A 19,589-nucleotide genomic window follows, 5' to 3' on the forward strand; every position below is an offset into this window, starting at 1 on the left:
GTGATGCCCTGACTGAACAGGAACACCACCTCATTGATTGTCAGTCGGTGCTCCGAATTATTTTACAACGTCGGTCACGCGACCAGCACCAACCGTACGACCACCTTCACGAATCGCGAAGCGCATGTGCTGCTCCATAGCGATCGGCGTGATCAGCTCAACATCCATCGTGACGTTATCGCCAGGCATCACCATTTCGACACCTTCTGCGAGGGTGATGTCACCGGTCACGTCCGTTGTGCGGAAGTAGAACTGCGGGCGGTATCCTTTGAAGAACGGAGTATGACGTCCACCTTCTTCTTTGTTCAGGATGTAAACCTCAGCTTTGAAGGTCGTGTGCGGAGTGATCGAACCCGGCTTCGCCAGAACCTGACCACGCTCAACTTCTTCCTTTTTGGTGCCGCGGAGCAGACAGCCGACGTTGTCACCGGCCTGACCTTCATCCAGAATCTTGCGGAACATTTCAACACCTGTGCAGGTGGTTTTCGCGGTCGGTTTCAGACCAACGATTTCAACTTCATCACCCGTGTGGATCATACCACGTTCAACACGACCGGTAACAACCGTACCGCGACCTTCAATCGAGAACACGTCCTCAATCGGAAGCAGGAATGCCTGGTCCGTAACACGTTCCGGCTCCTGGATGTAGCTGTCAAGAGCGTCCATCAGTTCCTGAATGCACTCAGCGCCCGGTCCGGACGGATCTTCGATCGCACGCAGAGCAGAACCGCGAACAACCGGAGCGTCGTCGCCGGGGAACTCGTATTTGGAAAGCAGCTCGCGAATTTCGAGCTCAACGAGGTCGAGCAGCTCTTCGTCGTCGACGAGGTCACATTTGTTCATGAAAACAACGATAGCCGGCACACCGACCTGACGAGCGAGCAGGATGTGCTCACGGGTCTGCGGCATCGGACCATCAGAAGCGGAAACGCAGAGGATAGCACCGTCCATCTGGGCAGCACCGGTAATCATGTTTTTAACGTAGTCAGCATGGCCCGGGCAGTCAACGTGAGCGTAGTGACGATTCGCTGTCTCATACTCAACGTGAGACGTAGCAATGGTCATAATTTTAGAAGCGTCGCGGCGACCCTGGGACTCAGAAGCTTTAGCAACATCATCGTAGGCGATGTACTCACTAAGACCTTTAGCTCCCTGTACACAGGTAATCGCTGCAGTCAGCGTGGTTTTACCATGGTCAACGTGACCGATGGTACCGACGTTAACGTGCGGTTTTGTCCGTTCGAATTTATCTTTAGCCATGACTATTCCTCCTGATCCTTTACTTACTCTAATTCCAAATTTCCAACTGGAGCCCATGAGCGGATTTGAACCGCTGACCTCATCCTTACCAAGGATGCGCTCTACCAACTGAGCTACATGGGCGGCAAATCCCTTTGCGGCTCGCGCAATACTAAAGAAGAAAGAGCACAAAAATACCGTCTCCGTTTTTAACGAAATCCAAGAAACAGACTTTTTACACTCCTCACAACTCTCTAAATTTTACCTGCGCGCCCCACCAAACAATCTCTGGTATCTCACACAAAGGGGGGTGACTTTAGCGAAAAAGGCCCGGGTGTCAACTTTTTTGGATCAAATATTTGCCACCTTTTTCCGCACTCGCCCCCTCGTGCTTTTCTCCGCAAAAATTAACCCGAAAAAAGATTGCCGATACGCACGAAAGTATTATCTTAAAACTCACATTTCAAACCCTTAATTCATAAGGAGAAAACACCATGCTGCAAATTGGACAGGAAGTTCCTGACTTCGAGATCGAAGTCTTTCATAATGAGGAAATTAAAAAGGTAAAACTCTCTGACTATAAAGGGAAATGGGTTGTATTTCTATTCTATCCGGCAGACTTCACCTTCGTCTGCCCCACCGAACTCAAGGAGGCCGCACAGCTCTACGATCAGTTCCAGGCCGCCGACGCTGAAATCATTTCAGTCAGCACCGATACTGCGTTTGTCCATAAGGCATGGCACGACAACTCTGACGCCATCAAACAGGTCAAGTATCCCATGGGCTCCGACCCTTCCGGCAAAATCTGCAGACAATTCGGAACGTATCTGGAGGACGACGGAGTCGCCCTGCGCGGCACATTCATTATCGACCCGGACAGCATCCTGAAAACGGTCGAAATGCATGATCTCGGTATCGGCCGAAGCGCCGCAGAGGCATTGCGCAAACTCGAAGCTGCTAAATTCGTGCGCGAATATGGCGATCAGGTCTGTCCGGCAGGCTGGAAGCCCGGCGATGACACAATCACACCCGGACTGGATCTGGTCGGAAAAATTTAAGTCCAGGGGGACCCCAACAAAAAGCCCGGTTGCTTTTCGAGCAACCGGGCTTTTTCATGCATTGCACCACAATACTTCCAGACATTGGAAAAATCACTTTTCAGCAAAAAGCTTATTCACCGTCCGATCGATCATTTTGCGCTGCTCGCGCACAATAGCGTTCACCGCAGCAACCCGCTCTTTGAAAAGCGCCCAGTCAATTCCCATCGGCGCACCGAGATGCGTCTTCTGCTCGATTGCCTTGCGCGGATCAATACTCTCGAGTTCGCCAATATTTTCCTTCACATAATGATACGCATCGCGGAACGGCATCCCCTCACCCACCAGTTCCAACGCCCGATCGGTGGCAAACACATCCGGCCTGAACCCATCGATAAGGGCCTGTTTATTCACTTCAACAGCCTCAATAAACGGGCTTAGAACCCGCAGGCAGGCGCGCGTCGTCGCCACGCCGTCCATGAAAAACTCCTTGGCGTCCTGCAGATCACGGTTGTAGCCGGTCGGCGATCCCTTGATCAGATCATACACTGCCAGCTCACAGGCCTTAACTTTGGACGCGCGCGCACGAACGAGCTCAATCACATCCGGATTCTTCTTCTGCGGCATGATGCTGCTGCCGGTTGTCAATTCATCGGGCAGCGTAAAATAGCCGAACTCCGGCATGGTAAACAGCATCAGATCCTGCGCCATGCGTGAGAGCGTCAGCATCACCTGACTCATTGCAGAAAGAATAATACTCTCGTTTTTTCCGCGACTGTTATTGGCGTAGAGTACGTTGTGGACCGGACAGCGGAACCCGAGCAGATCTGATGTCAGCTCGCGATTAATCTCCAGCGGCACACCATAGCTGGCGGCCGACCCCAACGGACACTGATCATTCAGCTCATACGCGTTTACCAGCAACACACAGTCATCGAGCAGGCTCTCCGCATGCGCCGACGCCCACAGCCCGACCGAACTCGGCATCCCCGGCTGCATATGCGTTCTTCCAACCATCGGAACCTTTTGATGCTTCCGCCCGAACTTCAGCAATGCAGCCGCCAGCGCGACCGCCTCTTCGATTGCTCCCAGAAGCTCTTCACGGGCAAACAGGCGCAGATCCACCGCCACCTGATCATTGCGACTGCGGCAGGTATGGATCTTCTTGCCGAGATCACCCAGTTTTTCCGTCAGCGTACGCTCAACGGCCAAATGCACATCCTGATCGGCCAGACGGATTTTAAATTTTCCTTCATCAGCCAGCTCTATAATTTTTTTAAGCTCACCAATCACCTGCTTGCGCTCATCAGCAGTAATAATCGCCGGCTTCATTCTTGAAAGCATCGTCACATGGGCAGCTGTTCCGATGCAGTCCGCCTGGATCAGGTTCACATCGAGCTCTACATCCCGCCCGGCCGTAAACGCCAGTACTTCCTCATCAATTGTTCCGACTGTTGTCTTCTGCGTTTTCATAAATCCGCCTTTTCCTTTCCAGATTTCCAAGCATTGGAAATTTTACCCCTTAAGACACGAAGATTTTTCCAACCATTGGAAATTTTATTTCCGCCCGGTGCTTTCGAGGATCAAAGTAACCGGGCCGTCATTGACCAGACTGACCTCCATCTCTGCCTGAAAGATGCCGGTTTCAACCTGCGAAATAAAAGCCTGCAGCTGACTGACATATTCGTCGTAAAGTTCCCGCCCCCTCTCCGGGCGGGCAGCATTGATATAACTCGGGCGGTTTCCTTTTTTGCAGTCGCCGTAAAGTGTAAACTGACTGACCGCCAGAACAGAGCCGCCGACATCCAGAACGGACCGGTTCATGACGCCCTCATTATCATCAAAAATCCGCAGGTTGGCGGTTTTTTTCGCAAGATGAGCAGCGTCGGAGGCGGTGTCATCGTGCGATACGCCGACGAGAACCAGAAGACCGCCCCCTATTTCACCGACCGTTTTTCCTTCGACAATTACGGATGCTGATTTTACACGCTGGATGAGCAGTTTCATCTGTCTTCTCACAAATGCAAAAGGCCGAAAGCCCGCAGACCTTCGACCTTCTGACGTTCAGGCGTTCAATCCTTATTCGGTCGCGTGGGAAACGCGGAAGGTCGGCAGGCGATTGAGCGCTGCGGCCAGTTCGTAACGACGCGGGCGGGCCAGGTCGCCGCGCAGGTCGCGGGAAATGGACCCGAGGCCTTCGGTGCTGAGGTCACGGTCGATCATGTCGAGCATTTCGCGCAGCGGGTAGCCTTCCTGCATGTAACGCAGCTTTGCGTAGTAGAGAAGCAGACCGATGGTCAGCGTCTGACTCTCATCCGCAAGCTGCGACACGCTGTCCAACTCAATCACGGAGCGGCCGAACTGGACCGCCTTGAGATCCAGAGCCTGGATCAGCTGGTCAATGCGACCGACAGAAGCATCGATACTGCTGGGCATAATCCAGCGGGAACGTGCGAGCATCGGCCCAAGGTTCACAGCCGGAGCTTCCGGCGGCGGCTCGATGGCGAGCGCTTTGGCCTCTTCCGTGATGTCTTTGACCTGGAAGTCTTCAACTTTCAATACGGTGTCTGCAACCGGGATGTATTCAGCGACCAGATTTTCTCCACCGACCACCAAAGAAATACCCAGCTCATCAACCATCTGGCGGGCACGCTGTGCGAGGGAGGAAAGCGGGGTTTCGCCCAGCAGGGATGCAACGCGGGTATCTGTGGTGAGGAATGCAGGGGCCGAGGTGTCTTCATCGACCAGCAGCACTCGGGCACCCACTTCGAGAGCCTCAATGATCCCGGCAGCCTGAGAAACAGAAGCGCCGGCAGAATCTGTGCTGTAAGAAGAAGGATCTGCGTCGTCGATTTCCGCAAAGAACGGGGAAATGTTGATTTCCTGAATGCTGCGACCCGGATCGGCGTCGATCTGCACCGCATCGGAAACCGTCAGAACGTGCTCACGGCCATCGCCAGGGACGTGATTGAAAACGCCGGCGGCCAGCGCATCCATAAAGCTTTTGCGTCCACCGGCATCATCACCGAGAACAACCGTCAAACCGGCCGGAACCCCGAGGCCGCGAATGGTTCCGGCATTGGGAACCTCAACTTCTGCAAGTACATCGCCTTCCACTTCGAAAGGAGCAATGTTGTCGTAATCAGGATTGTCTGAATCTTTCTCGCGGGCCAGGAAGGAACCTTCGCCAACAAAACTGACCAACCCCATCGTGGCAAGCGCCTGACGAACGCGGTCGGAATCCTCCATGGTGTTCACGAAGTTTTCCGCCTCGGCAATGTTCAGGTTGCAGCAGAAAATACTGTTGCTGATGACCTCAGGAAGGTCTTCGAAGAAAAGCTTACGGGCCATTTCGCCATCGACCAGACGTTCGCCGGACATCATAACCTTGAAGGGAAGAGAAATGCGGATACGGGCATCTACATATTCTTTTGTGACAGCAACACAAGTGCGTGGCAGAATTTTCTGTCCCGGCTGAGCCACCATAATATGACGGCGGGCGACGCCGCTTTCATCAAAACGGGCAATCTGGTCGACAGCTTCAGCAAGGTTTCGGGCAAGCATGTCTTCAAGGGCCGTACGACGAACCGGAGAATCATACAAATGGCCGGGAAGCTCAGCAATCGACTGCGGAACGCGGATATTAAAGACGGGAAAATCAGCATCTTTGTCCGTACTGATCGCCGAACATTTGATGACGTAGCGAGCAAAATCATAATCCCCTGCCAGAGATTCATATTCGGCAAACGGTTTACCGTCAATTTCAGCGAGGGCATTGTAAAATTCTTTTCTATCTTTCATATCAAATGATTCCCGTCTTGATGTGTTGCTCCTGCGTTTCCAAAAAAGAGTGAAGATAGTAGGGTCCGACTTACCGGATTGTCAAAGTCATTCTATGTTAGCTGACCGTTTAAATTCTTTGGACTTGCCCGTGTTTTACACCGCATTATGATCCCCACCATGACCGATCCAAAAAGCTATATTTCCTTGCACACGCAAACCGTCAACGAAACACTTGAACGCATCCTTCCACCGGAAACCGAACGCCCCGAACGGCTCCACCAGGCGACGCGTTACAGCGTTTTCGCGGGAGGGAAACGACTGCGCCCCATCCTGTGCATCGCCGCTTGCGAAGCGTGCGGAGGGACGCCGCAACAGGCGATCAAAGCCGCCTGTGCGCTCGAACTGCTCCACACCTACACCCTGATTCACGACGATCTGCCCGCCATGGACAATGACACGCTTCGCCGCGGTCGCCCGACCTGCCACGTCGCGTTCGACGAAGCAACCGCCATTCTGGCAGGCGACGCACTCCTCACTCTCGCGTTCGAGGTGCTCGCAACGGTTCCCAACATCGGAAACACGCTAACACTCGAGCTTGCCCGCGCGGCCGGAAGCCGCGGCGTTATCGCCGGACAGGCCGAAGATCTCGCCGCCGAAGGACAAATGCCGAACGCTGAGATGGTGGAATATATTCACCGCAACAAAACAGCAGCACTGATTCGCGCGGCCTGCGTCATGGGAGGGCTCTGCGCCGGAGCAGATTCCCACTATCTGGAAAATCTGGCAACCTACAGTGAAAACATCGGCCTGGCCTTTCAACTGGTTGATGATCTGCTCGACGAAAGCTCTACGGAAGAAGAACTCGGCAAAAACATCGGCTCTGATAAGGAAAAAGGAAAGATGACCTGGCCTGCAGTTCACGGAATTGAGGCCACGCGAATAAAAGCCGATGAATTAACCCACAAAGCCTGCAGCGCGGCAGAGAACCTTCCGCACGCCGCAATTCTCAATGCGATCGCTCAACTGATGGTTGCGCGCCGCAACTGAATCTCAGAAACGAGAAATCAGTAAAACCTCGGATCATTGCGGATCAAGTGGAACACGAAAGCCAGTACTCCGAGCGACACCGTGGTAAACAAGGCCAAGAAACCGAACAAAAACGGCTGCTCGCGATAACAGTCTGCCAAGGCTGAGTTTTGAAGATATACAAGCGGAGCCTGAATCAATGACTCCGTCCGCTTTTGAAAATCCTTCGAAAAGAATGTTTTCAGAATCGGAACGCGCTTCACCTTCTCAACTTTGATAATTTTTGACGGTTTCAAGTGCGTGATATTGGTCAAATCAGCACCACCTACCCGCCCCATCATCAAAACTGAGAAAACAGAAACAGCAATAATTAATATAAATCGTTTTGAATTCATAACTGCACCCCACATTCGCAAATATAAGAAGCAGTTATCGTTCCAGTCTGAAAATCAAACGTCAGAACAACGGGGAAGAAGGCGCATCTTTAACCGGTTTAAAATCGGCACAGCTGTCGGTAGCCTGAACCTCTTTTTTATGAAATGAGCAATACTGCATAAACGGATTCACTACATATTCCGCACAATAACGACAAAACTGCCTGTTTTCGCCGTCTTCAAACACCTCAACCTTTTCAGAACGATCCGCGTCGGTAAACACCTGCGGCACGGCTTCCTTTTCTTTATAAGGAACCGACTCCGGAGAAGGGAAAACAAATCCACAGGCAGAACAGCTCAGTTTTTCCCCGATCTTTTTCAGCCCTTCATAAACCGGTTCCCGGGTCAGGAACGCTTCTGTACCGCATTCACTGCAAAGAATTTCTACAGACATCTTCAGTCACCTCAAACAGAACCTTTTCCTTTTTGAACGCTTCAATGCGTCGCGGATAACATACTGTAAACAGCGTGCCGCTCTCTTCGTCGGAAACAAACGACACCTTCCCTTTCAGATATTTCTCAGCAATCAGCTTAATACTGTAAGTTCCAAGCCCTCGACCAATGCCTTTAGTGGAAAATGAACGGGTAAAAAGCTGCCGCTGAATTTCCAAGGGAATTACGTCTGAGTTGTGCACACTGAAACAAACCCGATCCTCCTTCGTAAAGCAGTTCAGCGTCACAGTTCCGCCAGGCCGGATCGCCTCCAGAGCATTCTGGGTCAGATTAATCAAAACCCGTCGAACCAGCACCGGATCCGAGACAAATTCAAAATGCTCTGCGTCCGCAGACACAATCAGTTCCTTGCCCTCTGCACAGCCGACCGAATGAAACTGACGAATGATCCGGCACATAATCTCCAGCGAATGAATCTCCTCCACAGAAACATCCAGATCACCGTGCTCGGCGGCCACCAGCATCTGCTGCGCACGTATCTCCTCCACCAATTGCTGTGAAGACTCGGAAAGCATACTGGCAATGTCCTTCATTTCGGTCCGGGAAAGACCTGTCTCGATCAGCAGATCCGCCAATCCCTTCAAACCACCGGCTGTATTGAGAACGTCATGGAAAAAAATCCGTTCCAACACCTTGCGGCGCTTCTCATCACTGATATCCAGCACGGAGAACACCGTGAACACCTCATCATTAACTGTAACCGGGTGGCACCACACCCGCAAATCGAGCGGCTCGCCTTCCTCCCCGCAAAGCATCCGGCACTCCTGCACATCCGGCAAATGATGCCCCTGACTGTTCAGAATCGCCCGGACAGCACCACAGGTCCTGCAGAAAACCGTCGTGCCACAACCTCCATCTGTAAGACCGGAACGAATGCATCCAGCCGCCTCGCCCGGCCGCTTTCCCAGAAACGACAGCAACGAGCAGTCGAGCACCTCTCCATGACGCGCCCCGACCATATCGTCCACCTCATCCACGACCCCGGCAAACGTCCGGAAAGCATTGTTGGCGAACACAATCTGACGCTGCCCGTTCAGCACGATGGTCATATTCGGCACCGCATCGAGAAACTCCCGAACAAACGGCAGCCCGGCCAGCATGCGGTACTGCCGCTCAACTTCTTCCCCCGGTGCGCGTTCTGCCGGAGCAAATTCTGTTTCAATCGCCATCGAAAATTCTCCAAAGATATAGAAGCTATCTGTTTTCAAAATTAACACAGGCTTCCAATGCCTGGAAACATTAGCGTATGATTTTTCCAACACCCGGAAGCCATCCTAACGTAAACCGCGGCAAAGACCGCAACGGCTTCCAATGCCTGGAAAAATACAATGAGAAAGTTCCAAACCCTGGAAAATGACGAATGGCTTGCGCGGCTGACCGCCGCGCGCAGCGGCCTGTCGGACCTGCTCTACGCAATGTATTCAAGCCTGACCGGCGGAATCACAACCGACCCTGCGCTGATGACGATCCCTGCGGACGACCACCTGGCCCACCGCGGCGACGGCGTATTTGAGTCGCTCAAATGCATCAACGGAAGCCTTTATAACGTAAAGGCCCACCTGCTGCGACTGGAACGATCCTGCAGGGGAATCGACATGGAGCTGCCCTGCCCGCACGACGAGCTGGAACAGATTATCTGCGACACTATTCTGGCAGGAAACCAGAACAACTGTCTGGTTCGGGTGCTGGTTTCGCGCGGCACCGGTAACATGGGAATTGACCCCGCACAGTGCAAAGGACCGGAACTGTATGTGCTGGCCTACCGCTACACGGCACGAATTCAGGACGGGAAACTGAAACCGGCCCGCGCGGCGATCAGCAGCGTGCCGATCAAGCCGCCGCAGCTGGCGACCATTAAAACCTGCAACTATCTGCCGAATGCGCTGATGAAACTCGAAGCCAACCGCCGAGGGGTCGACTTTGTGATCTCCATTGACCAGAACGGAAATCTGGGTGAAGGCGCCACCGAAAATATCGGCATCTTAACACCGGACAACGAACTGCTGATGCCGCCGCCGGTCAACATCCTCACCGGCACCACCGCCCGGCGCGCCCTGGATCTGGCACAGCAGCTGGTTGCGAGTGGCGTGCTGAAATGCGCGGAGTACCGGGACATTTCCCCGAACCAAGCCGCTCAGGCCAGGGAAATTTTCATTTTCGGCACCACCACAGACGTCACCTCCGTGATTGAGTGGGAAGGCCGGCCAGTCAATAACGGAACGCCCGGCCCTGTTGCCGGCAAACTTCTGAATCTGCTGACTAATGACATGACCCCCCAAAGCGACACCCTGACGGAGATATTTAAATGAACAGAATCCTGCTTCCCGCATTGGCCGTACTGCTGCTCGTTACCGGCTGCGTCACCGCACCGAAAAACACGCTGATGCAAGTCTCCACAATCGACGCCCTGCTGGCGGGTGCGTACGACGGCCAGATGACGCTTGACGAACTGAAAGAACACGGAGACCTGGGCATTGGAACGTTTGACGCACTGGAAGGCGAAATGATTGTAATCGACGGCAAGGTCTACCAGGCACGAACCGACGGAGCAGTTTATGAAATGCCGGACCAAGCCACAACCCCGTTTGCCGATGTGGTCCATTTCGATGCCGACCATACCGAGCTGCTCTGCGGCCCGCTTTCCGCAGAAGATCTGCAGGAAAAAATAGATCAACTGAAACCGAACCGCAACCTGTTCCTGGCATTCCGGATTGACGGAACATTTTCAAGCATGAAGGTGCGATCCGTACCCAAACAGGAAAAACCATATCCCCCTCTGGCTGATGTGGTAAAACACCAGGCCGTATTTGAATATAAAGATATTCAGGGAACGGTCCTCGGCTTCCGCTCACCTGCCTTTGTAAAAGGAATCGGCGTTCCGGGCTATCATCTTCATTTTATCTCAAAAGATCGGACAACCGGAGGACACGTGCTTGGCTTATGCCTGAACGATGCGATTCTGCAAGCCGATACCTGTAATGATTTTTTTCTAACATTGACCGATCGCGACGAATTCGGAACGCTTGACCTATCCAAAGATCGTTCACATGAACTCGAAAAGGTGGAAAAATGATCCCAGACCTCCAATCCAGTCTGATTTGCGACGATGTCCGACAGGAGCGTAATGGAAAGTTTATGCTGATCGGCCTGTTTGATGCCATTCACGCCGAAAGTCTGCCGATGACCTTTGCCAAGATGTGTCTAGTCACCCGATGGTGCAGCGGCGAAGGGGTTTTCACGCAGCGCTCACGCATCATCCATCCGGACCAGCAAACGGTTCTTGCGACCGGAAAAGACGTGCAGGTCAAACTGCCCTCTCCCGAAGCGGCAGCCACCAGCGTTGAAGTGTTCATGAACATCGTATTCCCAACGACCGGCACCTACTGGGTGGAAATCATGCTCGAAGACGACATGAAAATCCGTTATCCTCTACGGGTAAATCAACTGGAGCGCCGTCCAGCAAAACAATAAGCACCCCGCTATGGATATTGCGGAAGAGCAGAAAGAAAAAAAGAACCAGTTTTCCCCGCTCCAGACTGGATGCGCGTTTGTGATGCTCACAAACATGCTCATCTATCTTGCCGTGGTGGCGTTTGTGTTCAATCTGCTTGATCCATCCAAACTGGACTCCTCATACCTGACAAAAAGAGAATTCACCGCAAAAGAAGAATCGGAAAAGGATAAAGAATACCGGGCCCTGACCAGGAAAAAGAAAAAAGAAACCCGGCAGGTTCAGGAAGAACGATTGACGACGTCCTCCCGCCCCTACAAACAAGAGTCGTCTTCTGCCTCAAAACTGTCGGAACTGAGCGACCGGAATCTCGCATCCAGCGTTCCCCGTCAGAACCCCCCCTCGGCAGCTCTGACCCACAGTCGACCGGGAGGCTATGGAAGCTCGAAAAGCATTCCAGCCCGTCGATACCTGTTTTTAATTTATCCCCGGATAAAAGTAACCCAATCACATTCCTTCCCGAAAATGCCGGGCACAAAAACCATCACTCCGGAGAATTACGATACCGTGGCCGTTGAACTGGCCCCGAAAATCGACTACCCCATTTTCCGCATTCCTTCCGCAAAAAGCCTGAACAGCCCTGTTTATTCGCCACCGAATCCGATCTCCCCGCCCTTCCGCGGGGCTCATAAAATCAATTCACCATCCCGGGGCGCCGAAGCCATCCCGACCAATCAGGCCGGAACCGCAGAAAAAAAAGAAAAGACCACCCCCTGAAAAGATGCGCTATAATAGTTGACACCCTTCGCCTGCTGTCCTATTTTCTCCCGTCTTTGACTTAAAGAGGAATTTCTTATGGAAGCGTATGCTGTAATTGAAACAGGCGGAAAACAGTACCGTGTAGAAAAAGATACGGTCCTGAGCGTTGAGCTGTTGGGCGTCGATACGGGAGAAACCGTGGAATTCGATCAGGTTCTGGCCGTTTCCGATGGAAACGAACTGACCGTCGGAACTCCGGTTGTTGAAAGCGCCAAAGTCACCGCAACGGTCATTGAAAACTACCGCGGCGACAAAATCGTGGCCTTTAAAAAGAAACGGCGCAAAGGATACCGTAAAAAAATCGGTCATCGCCAGGAACTCACCAAGCTGAAAATCGAAACCATCAGCGCATAATTTCGAAGGAGCTGAACAATGGCACATAAAAAGGGACAAGGATCATCTCGCAACGGCCGCGACAGTAATGCTCAACGCCGCGGAGTCAAACGCTTCGGCGGACAGACCGTTACCGCAGGCAGCATCATCGTACGTCAGGTCGGCAACAAATTCGTTGCCGGACAGAACTGCGGACAGGGTAAAGACTTCACCCTCTTCGCGCTCAAAGACGGCGTCGTTGAATTCGACAAGCAGGGCCGCCGCGTAAACATCCGCGAAATGCAGACTGCATAAATCTTTTTCCAACGCTTGGAAAAACAGGAATCAGGCGGGCTCTTGAAGCTCGCCTGTTTTTGTATCAGGACACACCGTGAAACCAATCTCATTCAAAGATCGTGTAAAAATCTACGCCAAGGCCGGCAACGGCGGCAACGGCGTGGTGGCATTCCACCGCGACAAACGTACTCCGCGCGGCGGGCCGGACGGCGGCGACGGCGGCCATGGGGGAAGTATTATCCTCAAAGGTGACCCGAACACCGATTCATTGAATTACCTGCATTACCAGCCCCATCAGCGTGCTGAGCACGGAGGCAACGGCGCCGGTAACAACCGACACGGTCGTCGGGGAAAAAACACGATCCTCAGCGTACCGCTTGGAACCGTCATTAAAGATCCTGATACCGAAGAATTCATTGACGAAATCATTGAAGAAGGCCAGGAAATAGTCATCGCCAAAGGGGGGTACGGCGGACTCGGCAACCTGCGCTTTAAATCCTCCATCAACCAGGCTCCCGATCAATGCAAAGAAGGAACCCCTGGAGAAGAACGCGCCTATCGCCTTGAACTCAAGCTGATGGCGGACGTCGGACTGGTCGGCTATCCTAACGCCGGAAAATCCACCCTGCTCACCGCACTCACCGACGCCACCCCTAAAGTAGCCTCCTATCCATTTACCACCATCAACCCGATTCTCGGCACGCTGGTGTTCGAAAACTACACCCGCATCCGCATCGCCGACATCCCCGGACTCATCGACGGAGCCGCTGAAGGCGTCGGCCTCGGTCACTACTTCCTGCGCCACATTGAGCGGTCCCGCTTCCTCATCTTCGTCATCGACATGGCTGCAGAAGACAACCGAAATCCGGCAGATGACTACCGCAACCTGCGCAAAGAACTTGAAACCTACAATCCGGAACTGGCCGACCGCCCCTTCCTTGTCCTCGCCAATAAAACAGACGAGGACGTTGCCGAAGAAAACCTTGCCGAATTCAAAAAAGAAACCGGCCTCGATCCTCTCTGCATCTCCGCCGGTCTTGGCGAAGGCTGCGAAAAAATCAAAGAAATTCTTTACGATCACTTCTTCGGGAAGTAAAAAGATCGGTCTTCGTTTTGAGGGCGTTTAGCTCAGTTGGTTAGAGCGCTTGCTTCACACGCAGGAGGTCACAGATTCGAGTTCTGTATCGCCCACCATCTAAAACCTTGATTAACAGCACTTTGCAAAAGGTGCTGTTTTTATTTCTGCCCTGTCCGGCCCGACTACGTCGGAAACTACGGGTTTGGCCGGTTGATTCGCCCTCTTTGTATAAGGGCGTTTCAGATGAACTCAAAATTACAGGAGGCAGAAAATGGGATTGGAAATCCAGAAAAAGAAAGATGGTTCACTGAAATCCAACTGGTGGTATGGACGGTTCGAGATGGACGGAAGAAACCACTGCATAAACCTCGGTGTGGAAATCAAGGGCCGAATTCCGAAGACGCTGCGCAAACAAGGCGATACGGCGTTTGAATGCTCCCGCACACTGGCAGGGGCAAAACTAAAAGAACTGCAGTCAGAAGCCCGCAACACAAAGACCGCAAAACATCATTTGCAGGAACTGTATGAAATCAAGGCTGGAGAGGACATTGCCCTGATCCCACTGAAAGAACTGGAAGCGCACTGGGAAGTGATTCCGTCCAAACGGAAACGAGCAACTCAGCAGACAAAACGACAAAAAGCGAGCATCCGTCAGTTCCGAGAGTTTATCGAGGCAAATTTCCCGGCAGCGACGCTGATGTCGCAGATTACCCGCCGAATGGCGCTGGGCTGGATGAAAGACATCAACGACAAAGGAATGTCTGCCACCAGTTACAACGTGAAGCTCTCCCTGCTCCGGGGAATTTTTGAACAGCTCGGGCCAGAAGCGGGCGTAATCGCCAATCCGTTTGCGGGCATTCCGTACCGGGCTTTGAACACGGTTCATCGTCAGCCGTTCACTCAGGAGGAACTAAACCAGATCCTGAACCATTGCGACCCGATCCTGCGTCCGGTGGTGCTAACAGCTATGTGCACAGCGATGCGGCGCGGTGACTGCTGCCGGCTGAAATGGGAGTCGGTCGACATGGAAGGCGGCTTCGTAACCGTGAAAACCTCAAAAACCGGAGAAGTAGCCGAAATCCCGTTATTCCCGGCTCTCCGTTCAGAATTGGAGCACCTGCCCCGCGTCAGCGAGTTCGTTTTTCCCGAAGCCGAGGAAATGTATCGCACGAACATACATGGGTTGTCGTGGCGTTTTAAGAAGGCTCTCAAAAATGCCGGAATCACCGATACAGTAGTTGAGCGAGAAGACACCCGCATGAAAGCGAGCGTAAAAGATTTCCACTCCCTGCGCACCACCTGGATTACAATGGCGCTCTCTGCCGGAGTCCCGATGGAATTGGTTCGGCGCGTCACCGGACATTCAACGGTTGACGTGGTATTAAAGCACTACTTCCGGCCCGGCAAGGAGGCCTTCAAAACCGCGCTCGAAACCGCCATGCCGAAGATGCTGACCGGCGGGGGCGAAGAAGCCCCGGAGACAGAAGCCGAAGATCAAAAGTCAGACGACAGCAACCAGGAGCTGCTCAAGAAAATACGCGGACTGCTCGAATTCGGTGAGGATCTGGAAAAGGACGCAATCCTCAGACGACTGGCAGAGATAGAGAAAGAATTAGCCGCATGATTCAAAGACAAATATTCCAAGCGGGGTTCCGGGCAGGAGCCCCGTTTCATTTTTCCACTACGCGTGGACTAGCTTTCTTTTCCTGCGGCCGGGTTTGTGTGTCTGAGAAATCTGAAGGGAAATATCCCCTCCAATGGCCCCGGCATATTTTACCAGTGTCGCAATGGTAATATTTTGGGGCTTCCCTTCCAGTTGCGAAACATAGGCCCTGTTGACATGCATATTTTGGGCAACCTGCTCCTGAGTCATTCCGGCGGCTTTTCGTGCCGCCCGAAGAGCCTCGCTGATTTTCAGCTGTTCAACCCGCTCTTCAACCCGTTTGGCCAATTCCGGATCTTCCCTACAAAGATCCTCTTTATACTGTCTCAGCGTTTTCATTTGATTCCCTCGTCTATTCTCTCGTTCTCAATTCTAATCAGTCCGTCATCTACCGGCGACGGTAATAATCCTTTTGCCGCTTATGCGCGGTATCAATGTCCTGCTTTGGCGGCTTCTGCGATTTCTTATGAATTCCATGAGCCGCGACAACGATCCTCGACCCGTCAAAGAAGCAAAAGACCCGATAGATGTTCTTCTTATACCGAACCCGCACTTCCCATAGATTTCTAGTCCCCGGCATCTTGCAAAACAGATGTTTAGCAACCTGCTCGGTTTCCTCAATGTATTCCATCGTCGCGATAATTTCCTCGCGGACATCGCTGTCCAGAGAATCAAGAAATTTTTCAACCGGCCTGTTTCCTGAGCCAGTCTCATAGAATATAAACTCTCTTACCATGGCCCAATAGTAAGGTAAAACTTACCCAGCCGCAAGATTACATTACGAAAACGTAAGACATGACTTACTGTCCAAATTCAGCGAATCCAAGACGTGATGGTTTTCAGGACACTGATGAGGCCGGTCGGATTGGTGGAAAGCAGGACGATCAGGCTGGTGAGAAACACGAGATTCCACTTTTCGAGTTTGGTGACGCGGCCATTGGTTTTGACAGCGTGGGTGTGGATATCATCGAGTTTTTCGTCGATACGATCAAAACGCTGCTGGCAGCCGTCGGGCAGTTCTTCACAGGATTTCATCAGGCGGCTCCTTTCGTGCACAAAATTTCATCGAGTTTAAGACGGGGCGAAAAGTTGATGATGCCGGGAGAGACACGCCACGGAGGAATGCGGTCGAGCAGTTTAAAATCAACCTGCATCAGACCGGCAAAGGCGAGGCAACTGCAAAACCATGCGTCGGGGTTGTAATCGCCGATTTTGAAGTTCTGCGGGTCGTAGACTTGCGGGTCGCGGCGGGTGACAAAGCGGGTGATGCCGCCCCAGAGGGCATAGGGTTTGCCCAGCTCACCGATAAGCCAAAGAGTGTAGTCTTCGGCCTGCATGGCCGTCAGCTCCGGCAGTGTGTAGGCTTTTACAATGGTGCCGGGGGTATGCTGCGAATGGAGTGAGCTGACAATACGTACTCCGTCTTCTTCCCGGCTCTTCCAGGCTTCGCAGACGCGGCCATCGTCAAATTCGACGGCAGTATGCGACGTGCGGTTCCATGTGAAGAACCGGACGGTCTGGCTGAGTCGGCTGATACCTTCGTATTGGAGAACTCTCATCGAATTTTCGTTATTGGTTATTTTTGATTGGTTATTGGGGGAGAAGCGGCGCGCCCGCCCTACCATTCGGTGGCGTTGACCTCCTCAATGGTGGTGGCGGAGTCGATCTGGGCGACAAGAGCAGCTTCTTTGGCGAACTGCGCTTCAATGAAGTCATGCACGGCGAATTCAAGCGCGATGATGGTCGGGGCATCGAGCGTGATGAATGATCCGTCTGCGGTCTTCCAATTTTCCACGAGGTATGCAGCGTTGGCCTGAGCGCGAAGCTTAGCGGCGGTCAGCAAAGAGCGTGTACGCTCGTCGGTGCGGACAAACAGGCCGCTATTCGGATCGGTGAAGCCGCCGAATTCAGCATCATAACGGGCGGATGCGATCTCACATTTTTTGAGCATGGCCGCCTTTCCCAGCGCAGTCGGCGTAACCAGCGCGTATCCTGCGGCCTCGGCTTCAGCCCGCATCTCCGCCAATGTTTGTCCGGCAGAGGGCGCGAGTTTGTAAAACTGATTGCCCTTTTTCCACTTACCAATTCCTGTTTCAACAATTTTCATAAGCATCCTCCGTGTTCACCATCGACCAGGTTAAATGTTCCGACCCGGTCTGTTCCTTCAGCATGTTTTCGCGGCGGCCTGCGCACAGGGCGCGGGCGACCTCTTCATCGGTCGGATTCATTTCCAGAACCTCACAAATTGCGCGAACCGTCGTTTCGGGATTGGCACGGGTCATGTTGTAATCGACGACGAGCTTTGCGCGCGAACAGCCGACCTCAGTGTGGTGCTTCCATTTTTTGAAGCATTCATCGCGACTGCCACCCCACCAGCAATCGGGCAGCTCTGTTTCGGCTTTTTGGGTAGAGCGGAACACCTCTTCAAAATCCCGTCGCAGGTAAATTTTCCAATGGGTGGGCGCAATTCGCAAATCGTGTGCCGCCCAGATGATCGGCTCTTTATGTTCCTTCCAGTTGCCTCTATTCACCGTTTGGGTAAATCCGGCCAATATATTCAGAGGATTGCCGAATGTGGCGGGGATTCCGGAGCGCAGGGAAATGATTTCTCCGAGCATCCGGCGCGTCCAATGCGAGCCGGAGCGCGGGAACGAACCGATGACGCAAAGGCGGGAAAGAAAATCTTTCTCCGCCCCCCTGTCCCTCTGGTTTAAGACAGCGCGCATTTGTAGATCCTGATTTTGCTGTTTGCCGGCCCCGCATGAACATCCGTATAGGAAGGATGCAGGTTATGGAAAGGAATCCAGTTGGTAAGAGAGATCAGCTTGCACGTATCGCCTGCCGTCAATTCAAGCTGAATGCGAAACTGCGAGGATCGGCCATCACCGGAAACACCGGGCCCGGGCGTTGTCGAATAATAGATAAAGGTATCGTTAATCAGTACGCCGAAACCGAAAGGATCATTCGAAACCATCACGGTTGTCACCAATTGTTTTAGATCCGCCCCCTCGACAACGAACTCGTACACGCCGTCACTCGGAGCGTTAAATGCATCTGATGTCCAACAGTTTTCGGGGTCAGAAACCTCTGTCGGCGTGAACTGGCCGCATCCGATTTTGTTATGATGGTGCGTCCCAAAAAGAAACGGAGAGCCGCCGTTGCTTTGCAGTTTCAACTCAACAAGCAGCTCGCTTCCTCCGCCAGACGCAGAGTCAGTCTTTTGACCGTCTATAATCCAGGCATTTGTCATTGGGCAGCCTTTCGGATAATTTCAACGGTGCCGTTGGTGGCAGTCGAGGTGATGGTCAGCACGTCGTTTAAATTGAACTGATAGGCCGCTTCGGGGATCCAGGTTGCGGACTGATTGCCGGACAGGTCGACTGTGGCAAGCTGAAAGCTCGTGCCGCCGGTTTCACGGGTAATGGTTACGGTTCCTGTGACCGCAGCCTCAAAGCGGAACAGAACGGCGACCGGAACCCAGGAGCTGTGCGTCTGGTTGTTGGTGATGGAGACCGTGCCGTTTTCCAATGAGTGAAGACTGTTCATTGATTGACTCCATTATTCGGGCAAGTCGGCAAGCGGGGCGTAGGACGGTGACGGCTGGGGCGAGATGGTAATCGGAATGGAACCCATCCAAACGGCACGCAGGAATACGTCGGCGCGAATCACGGCGGCATTTTCCGCCTCGGTGAGTGTGAGGCCGATTTCCTTTTTCAGTTCAAAGAGGATGGTGGTCTGCGCGTGACGGACGCATGATTCATGGACTGCCGGCACCGACGTATCAGGAACCGGCAATGTGTTAGCCTCCATCGCGCTGCGATATTCAATTGCGGTCATCTCAATGATGTCCGCCAGCCGTCCGGCTTTTTCAGGGTTGTCCGTGAGCCACGCCTGATACGATGCATAAACCGTCGGGTTCATGATCGATTCGATGTATGAGACTGTGAGTTCTTTCCACATAAGAAGAGGTGTTAGGCGTTAGGTTTTAGGTGTTAGG

The 19,589-nt window shown here is 52.9% G+C and carries 26 protein-coding genes and 2 tRNA genes; 11 read left to right on the top strand and 17 right to left on the bottom strand.

Annotated features, from left to right (window positions below; translation table 11 throughout):
* Positions 1–57: 57 nt before the first annotated feature.
* On the bottom strand, positions 58–1,260 hold the full coding sequence (tuf, locus tag GT409_RS02885; protein ID WP_160626763.1) for an elongation factor Tu: 1,203 nt from the start codon (positions 1,258–1,260) through the stop codon (positions 58–60).
* 47 nt (positions 1,261–1,307) lie between these two features.
* A tRNA-Thr gene (locus GT409_RS02890) sits at positions 1,308–1,383 on the bottom strand.
* A gap of 350 nt (positions 1,384–1,733) precedes the next feature.
* Here GT409_RS02890 and GT409_RS02895 point away from each other — a divergent pair.
* Positions 1,734–2,297 carry a peroxiredoxin gene (locus GT409_RS02895; RefSeq protein ID WP_160626765.1) on the top strand — a complete coding sequence of 188 codons (564 nt, stop codon included), beginning with the start codon at positions 1,734–1,736 and terminating at the stop codon, positions 2,295–2,297.
* A gap of 93 nt (positions 2,298–2,390) precedes the next feature.
* Here the strand turns inward: GT409_RS02895 and argH are convergent, their stop codons facing one another.
* The 3 genes from argH to GT409_RS02910 form a co-directional block, all read right to left on the bottom strand.
* A complete protein-coding gene (argH, locus tag GT409_RS02900) occupies positions 2,391–3,749 on the bottom strand; it encodes an argininosuccinate lyase (RefSeq protein WP_160626767.1) in 1,359 nt (452 codons plus the stop codon).
* Between the two features lie 84 nt (positions 3,750–3,833).
* Positions 3,834–4,283: a D-aminoacyl-tRNA deacylase gene (dtd, locus tag GT409_RS02905; protein ID WP_160626769.1), complete on the bottom strand. Its 450-nt coding sequence runs from the start codon at positions 4,281–4,283 to the stop codon at positions 3,834–3,836.
* A 72-nt stretch (positions 4,284–4,355) separates the two neighbouring features.
* Positions 4,356–6,077 (bottom strand): P-loop domain-containing protein, encoded by a 1,722-nt coding sequence (locus tag GT409_RS02910; RefSeq protein WP_160626771.1) that lies wholly within the window; start codon positions 6,075–6,077, stop codon positions 4,356–4,358.
* Between the two features lie 159 nt (positions 6,078–6,236).
* On the opposite strand from GT409_RS02910, the gene GT409_RS02915 reads away from it, so the two are divergent.
* A complete protein-coding gene (locus tag GT409_RS02915) occupies positions 6,237–7,106 on the top strand; it encodes a polyprenyl synthetase family protein (protein WP_160626773.1) in 870 nt (289 codons plus the stop codon).
* Positions 7,107–7,123: 17 nt separating this feature from the next.
* Here the strand turns inward: GT409_RS02915 and GT409_RS02920 are convergent, their stop codons facing one another.
* The 3 genes from GT409_RS02920 to GT409_RS02930 all read right to left on the bottom strand — a co-directional run bounded on the left by GT409_RS02920 (position 7,124) and on the right by GT409_RS02930 (position 9,141).
* Positions 7,124–7,480 (bottom strand): hypothetical protein, encoded by a 357-nt coding sequence (locus GT409_RS02920; RefSeq protein ID WP_160626775.1) that lies wholly within the window; start codon positions 7,478–7,480, stop codon positions 7,124–7,126.
* A 61-nt stretch (positions 7,481–7,541) separates the two neighbouring features.
* Positions 7,542–7,913: a hypothetical protein gene (locus GT409_RS02925; protein ID WP_160626776.1), complete on the bottom strand. Its 372-nt coding sequence runs from the start codon at positions 7,911–7,913 to the stop codon at positions 7,542–7,544.
* Positions 7,888–9,141 (bottom strand): PAS domain-containing sensor histidine kinase, encoded by a 1,254-nt coding sequence (locus GT409_RS02930; RefSeq protein ID WP_160626778.1) that lies wholly within the window; start codon positions 9,139–9,141, stop codon positions 7,888–7,890. The genes GT409_RS02925 and GT409_RS02930 overlap by 26 nt, the downstream gene beginning before the upstream one ends.
* A 159-nt stretch (positions 9,142–9,300) precedes the next feature.
* Here GT409_RS02930 and GT409_RS02935 point away from each other — a divergent pair, with 159 nt between their 5' ends.
* The 9 genes from GT409_RS02935 (at position 9,301) to GT409_RS02975 (ending at position 15,553) form a co-directional block, all read left to right on the top strand.
* Positions 9,301–10,281, top strand: coding sequence for an aminotransferase class IV (locus tag GT409_RS02935; RefSeq protein WP_160626780.1), 981 nt, complete (start codon positions 9,301–9,303; stop codon positions 10,279–10,281).
* Positions 10,278–11,045, top strand: a complete 768-nt coding sequence (gene budA, locus GT409_RS02940) for an acetolactate decarboxylase (protein ID WP_160626782.1) — start codon at positions 10,278–10,280, stop codon at positions 11,043–11,045. The genes GT409_RS02935 and budA overlap by 4 nt, the downstream gene beginning before the upstream one ends.
* Positions 11,042–11,443: a DUF6941 family protein gene (locus GT409_RS02945; protein ID WP_160626784.1), complete on the top strand. Its 402-nt coding sequence runs from the start codon at positions 11,042–11,044 to the stop codon at positions 11,441–11,443. The genes budA and GT409_RS02945 overlap by 4 nt, the downstream gene beginning before the upstream one ends.
* Before the next feature lie 10 nt (positions 11,444–11,453).
* The gene (locus tag GT409_RS02950) at positions 11,454–12,200 is read left to right on the top strand and encodes a hypothetical protein (RefSeq protein ID WP_160626786.1); all 747 of its coding nucleotides are present in this window, start codon (positions 11,454–11,456) and stop codon (positions 12,198–12,200) included.
* A gap of 78 nt (positions 12,201–12,278) precedes the next feature.
* On the top strand, positions 12,279–12,596 hold the full coding sequence (gene rplU, locus GT409_RS02955) for a 50S ribosomal protein L21 (protein WP_160626788.1): 318 nt from the start codon (positions 12,279–12,281) through the stop codon (positions 12,594–12,596).
* Between the two features lie 18 nt (positions 12,597–12,614).
* Positions 12,615–12,869, top strand: a complete 255-nt coding sequence (gene rpmA, locus GT409_RS02960) for a 50S ribosomal protein L27 (protein ID WP_160626790.1) — start codon at positions 12,615–12,617, stop codon at positions 12,867–12,869.
* Between the two features lie 76 nt (positions 12,870–12,945).
* The gene (obgE, locus tag GT409_RS02965) at positions 12,946–13,947 is read left to right on the top strand and encodes a GTPase ObgE (protein WP_160626792.1); all 1,002 of its coding nucleotides are present in this window, start codon (positions 12,946–12,948) and stop codon (positions 13,945–13,947) included.
* Positions 13,948–13,968: 21 nt separating this feature from the next.
* Positions 13,969–14,045: transfer RNA gene (locus tag GT409_RS02970), tRNA-Val, on the top strand.
* Between the two features lie 155 nt (positions 14,046–14,200).
* Positions 14,201–15,553 carry a tyrosine-type recombinase/integrase gene (locus GT409_RS02975; RefSeq protein ID WP_160626794.1) on the top strand — a complete coding sequence of 451 codons (1,353 nt, stop codon included), beginning with the start codon at positions 14,201–14,203 and terminating at the stop codon, positions 15,551–15,553.
* 57 nt (positions 15,554–15,610) lie between these two features.
* On the opposite strand, the gene GT409_RS02980 is transcribed toward GT409_RS02975, so the two are convergent.
* The 9 genes from GT409_RS02980 to GT409_RS03020 all read right to left on the bottom strand — a co-directional run bounded on the left by GT409_RS02980 (position 15,611) and on the right by GT409_RS03020 (position 19,513).
* On the bottom strand, positions 15,611–15,931 hold the full coding sequence (locus tag GT409_RS02980) for a helix-turn-helix domain-containing protein (RefSeq protein ID WP_160626796.1): 321 nt from the start codon (positions 15,929–15,931) through the stop codon (positions 15,611–15,613).
* A gap of 49 nt (positions 15,932–15,980) precedes the next feature.
* Positions 15,981–16,328 (bottom strand): type II toxin-antitoxin system RelE/ParE family toxin, encoded by a 348-nt coding sequence (locus tag GT409_RS16105; protein WP_160626798.1) that lies wholly within the window; start codon positions 16,326–16,328, stop codon positions 15,981–15,983.
* A 77-nt stretch (positions 16,329–16,405) separates the two neighbouring features.
* On the bottom strand, positions 16,406–16,627 hold the full coding sequence (locus tag GT409_RS02990; RefSeq protein WP_160626800.1) for a hypothetical protein: 222 nt from the start codon (positions 16,625–16,627) through the stop codon (positions 16,406–16,408).
* A complete protein-coding gene (locus GT409_RS02995; protein ID WP_160626802.1) occupies positions 16,627–17,151 on the bottom strand; it encodes a C40 family peptidase in 525 nt (174 codons plus the stop codon). The genes GT409_RS02990 and GT409_RS02995 overlap by 1 nt, the downstream gene beginning before the upstream one ends.
* 59 nt (positions 17,152–17,210) lie before the next feature.
* Positions 17,211–17,699: a DUF4376 domain-containing protein gene (locus tag GT409_RS03000; protein ID WP_160626804.1), complete on the bottom strand. Its 489-nt coding sequence runs from the start codon at positions 17,697–17,699 to the stop codon at positions 17,211–17,213.
* The gene (locus GT409_RS03005; RefSeq protein ID WP_160626806.1) at positions 17,686–18,318 is read right to left on the bottom strand and encodes a hypothetical protein; all 633 of its coding nucleotides are present in this window, start codon (positions 18,316–18,318) and stop codon (positions 17,686–17,688) included. Before GT409_RS03005 ends, GT409_RS03000 begins: the two co-directional genes overlap by 14 nt.
* A complete protein-coding gene (locus GT409_RS03010) occupies positions 18,303–18,842 on the bottom strand; it encodes a hypothetical protein (RefSeq protein ID WP_160626808.1) in 540 nt (179 codons plus the stop codon). Before GT409_RS03010 ends, GT409_RS03005 begins: the two co-directional genes overlap by 16 nt.
* The gene (locus GT409_RS03015; RefSeq protein ID WP_160626810.1) at positions 18,839–19,138 is read right to left on the bottom strand and encodes a hypothetical protein; all 300 of its coding nucleotides are present in this window, start codon (positions 19,136–19,138) and stop codon (positions 18,839–18,841) included. The genes GT409_RS03010 and GT409_RS03015 overlap by 4 nt, the downstream gene beginning before the upstream one ends.
* Before the next feature lie 12 nt (positions 19,139–19,150).
* Positions 19,151–19,513: a hypothetical protein gene (locus GT409_RS03020; protein WP_160626812.1), complete on the bottom strand. Its 363-nt coding sequence runs from the start codon at positions 19,511–19,513 to the stop codon at positions 19,151–19,153.
* Positions 19,514–19,589 lie beyond the last annotated feature (76 nt).

The organism is Tichowtungia aerotolerans (assembly GCF_009905215.1).
Lineage (GTDB): Bacteria > Verrucomicrobiota > Kiritimatiellia > Kiritimatiellales > Tichowtungiaceae > Tichowtungia > Tichowtungia aerotolerans.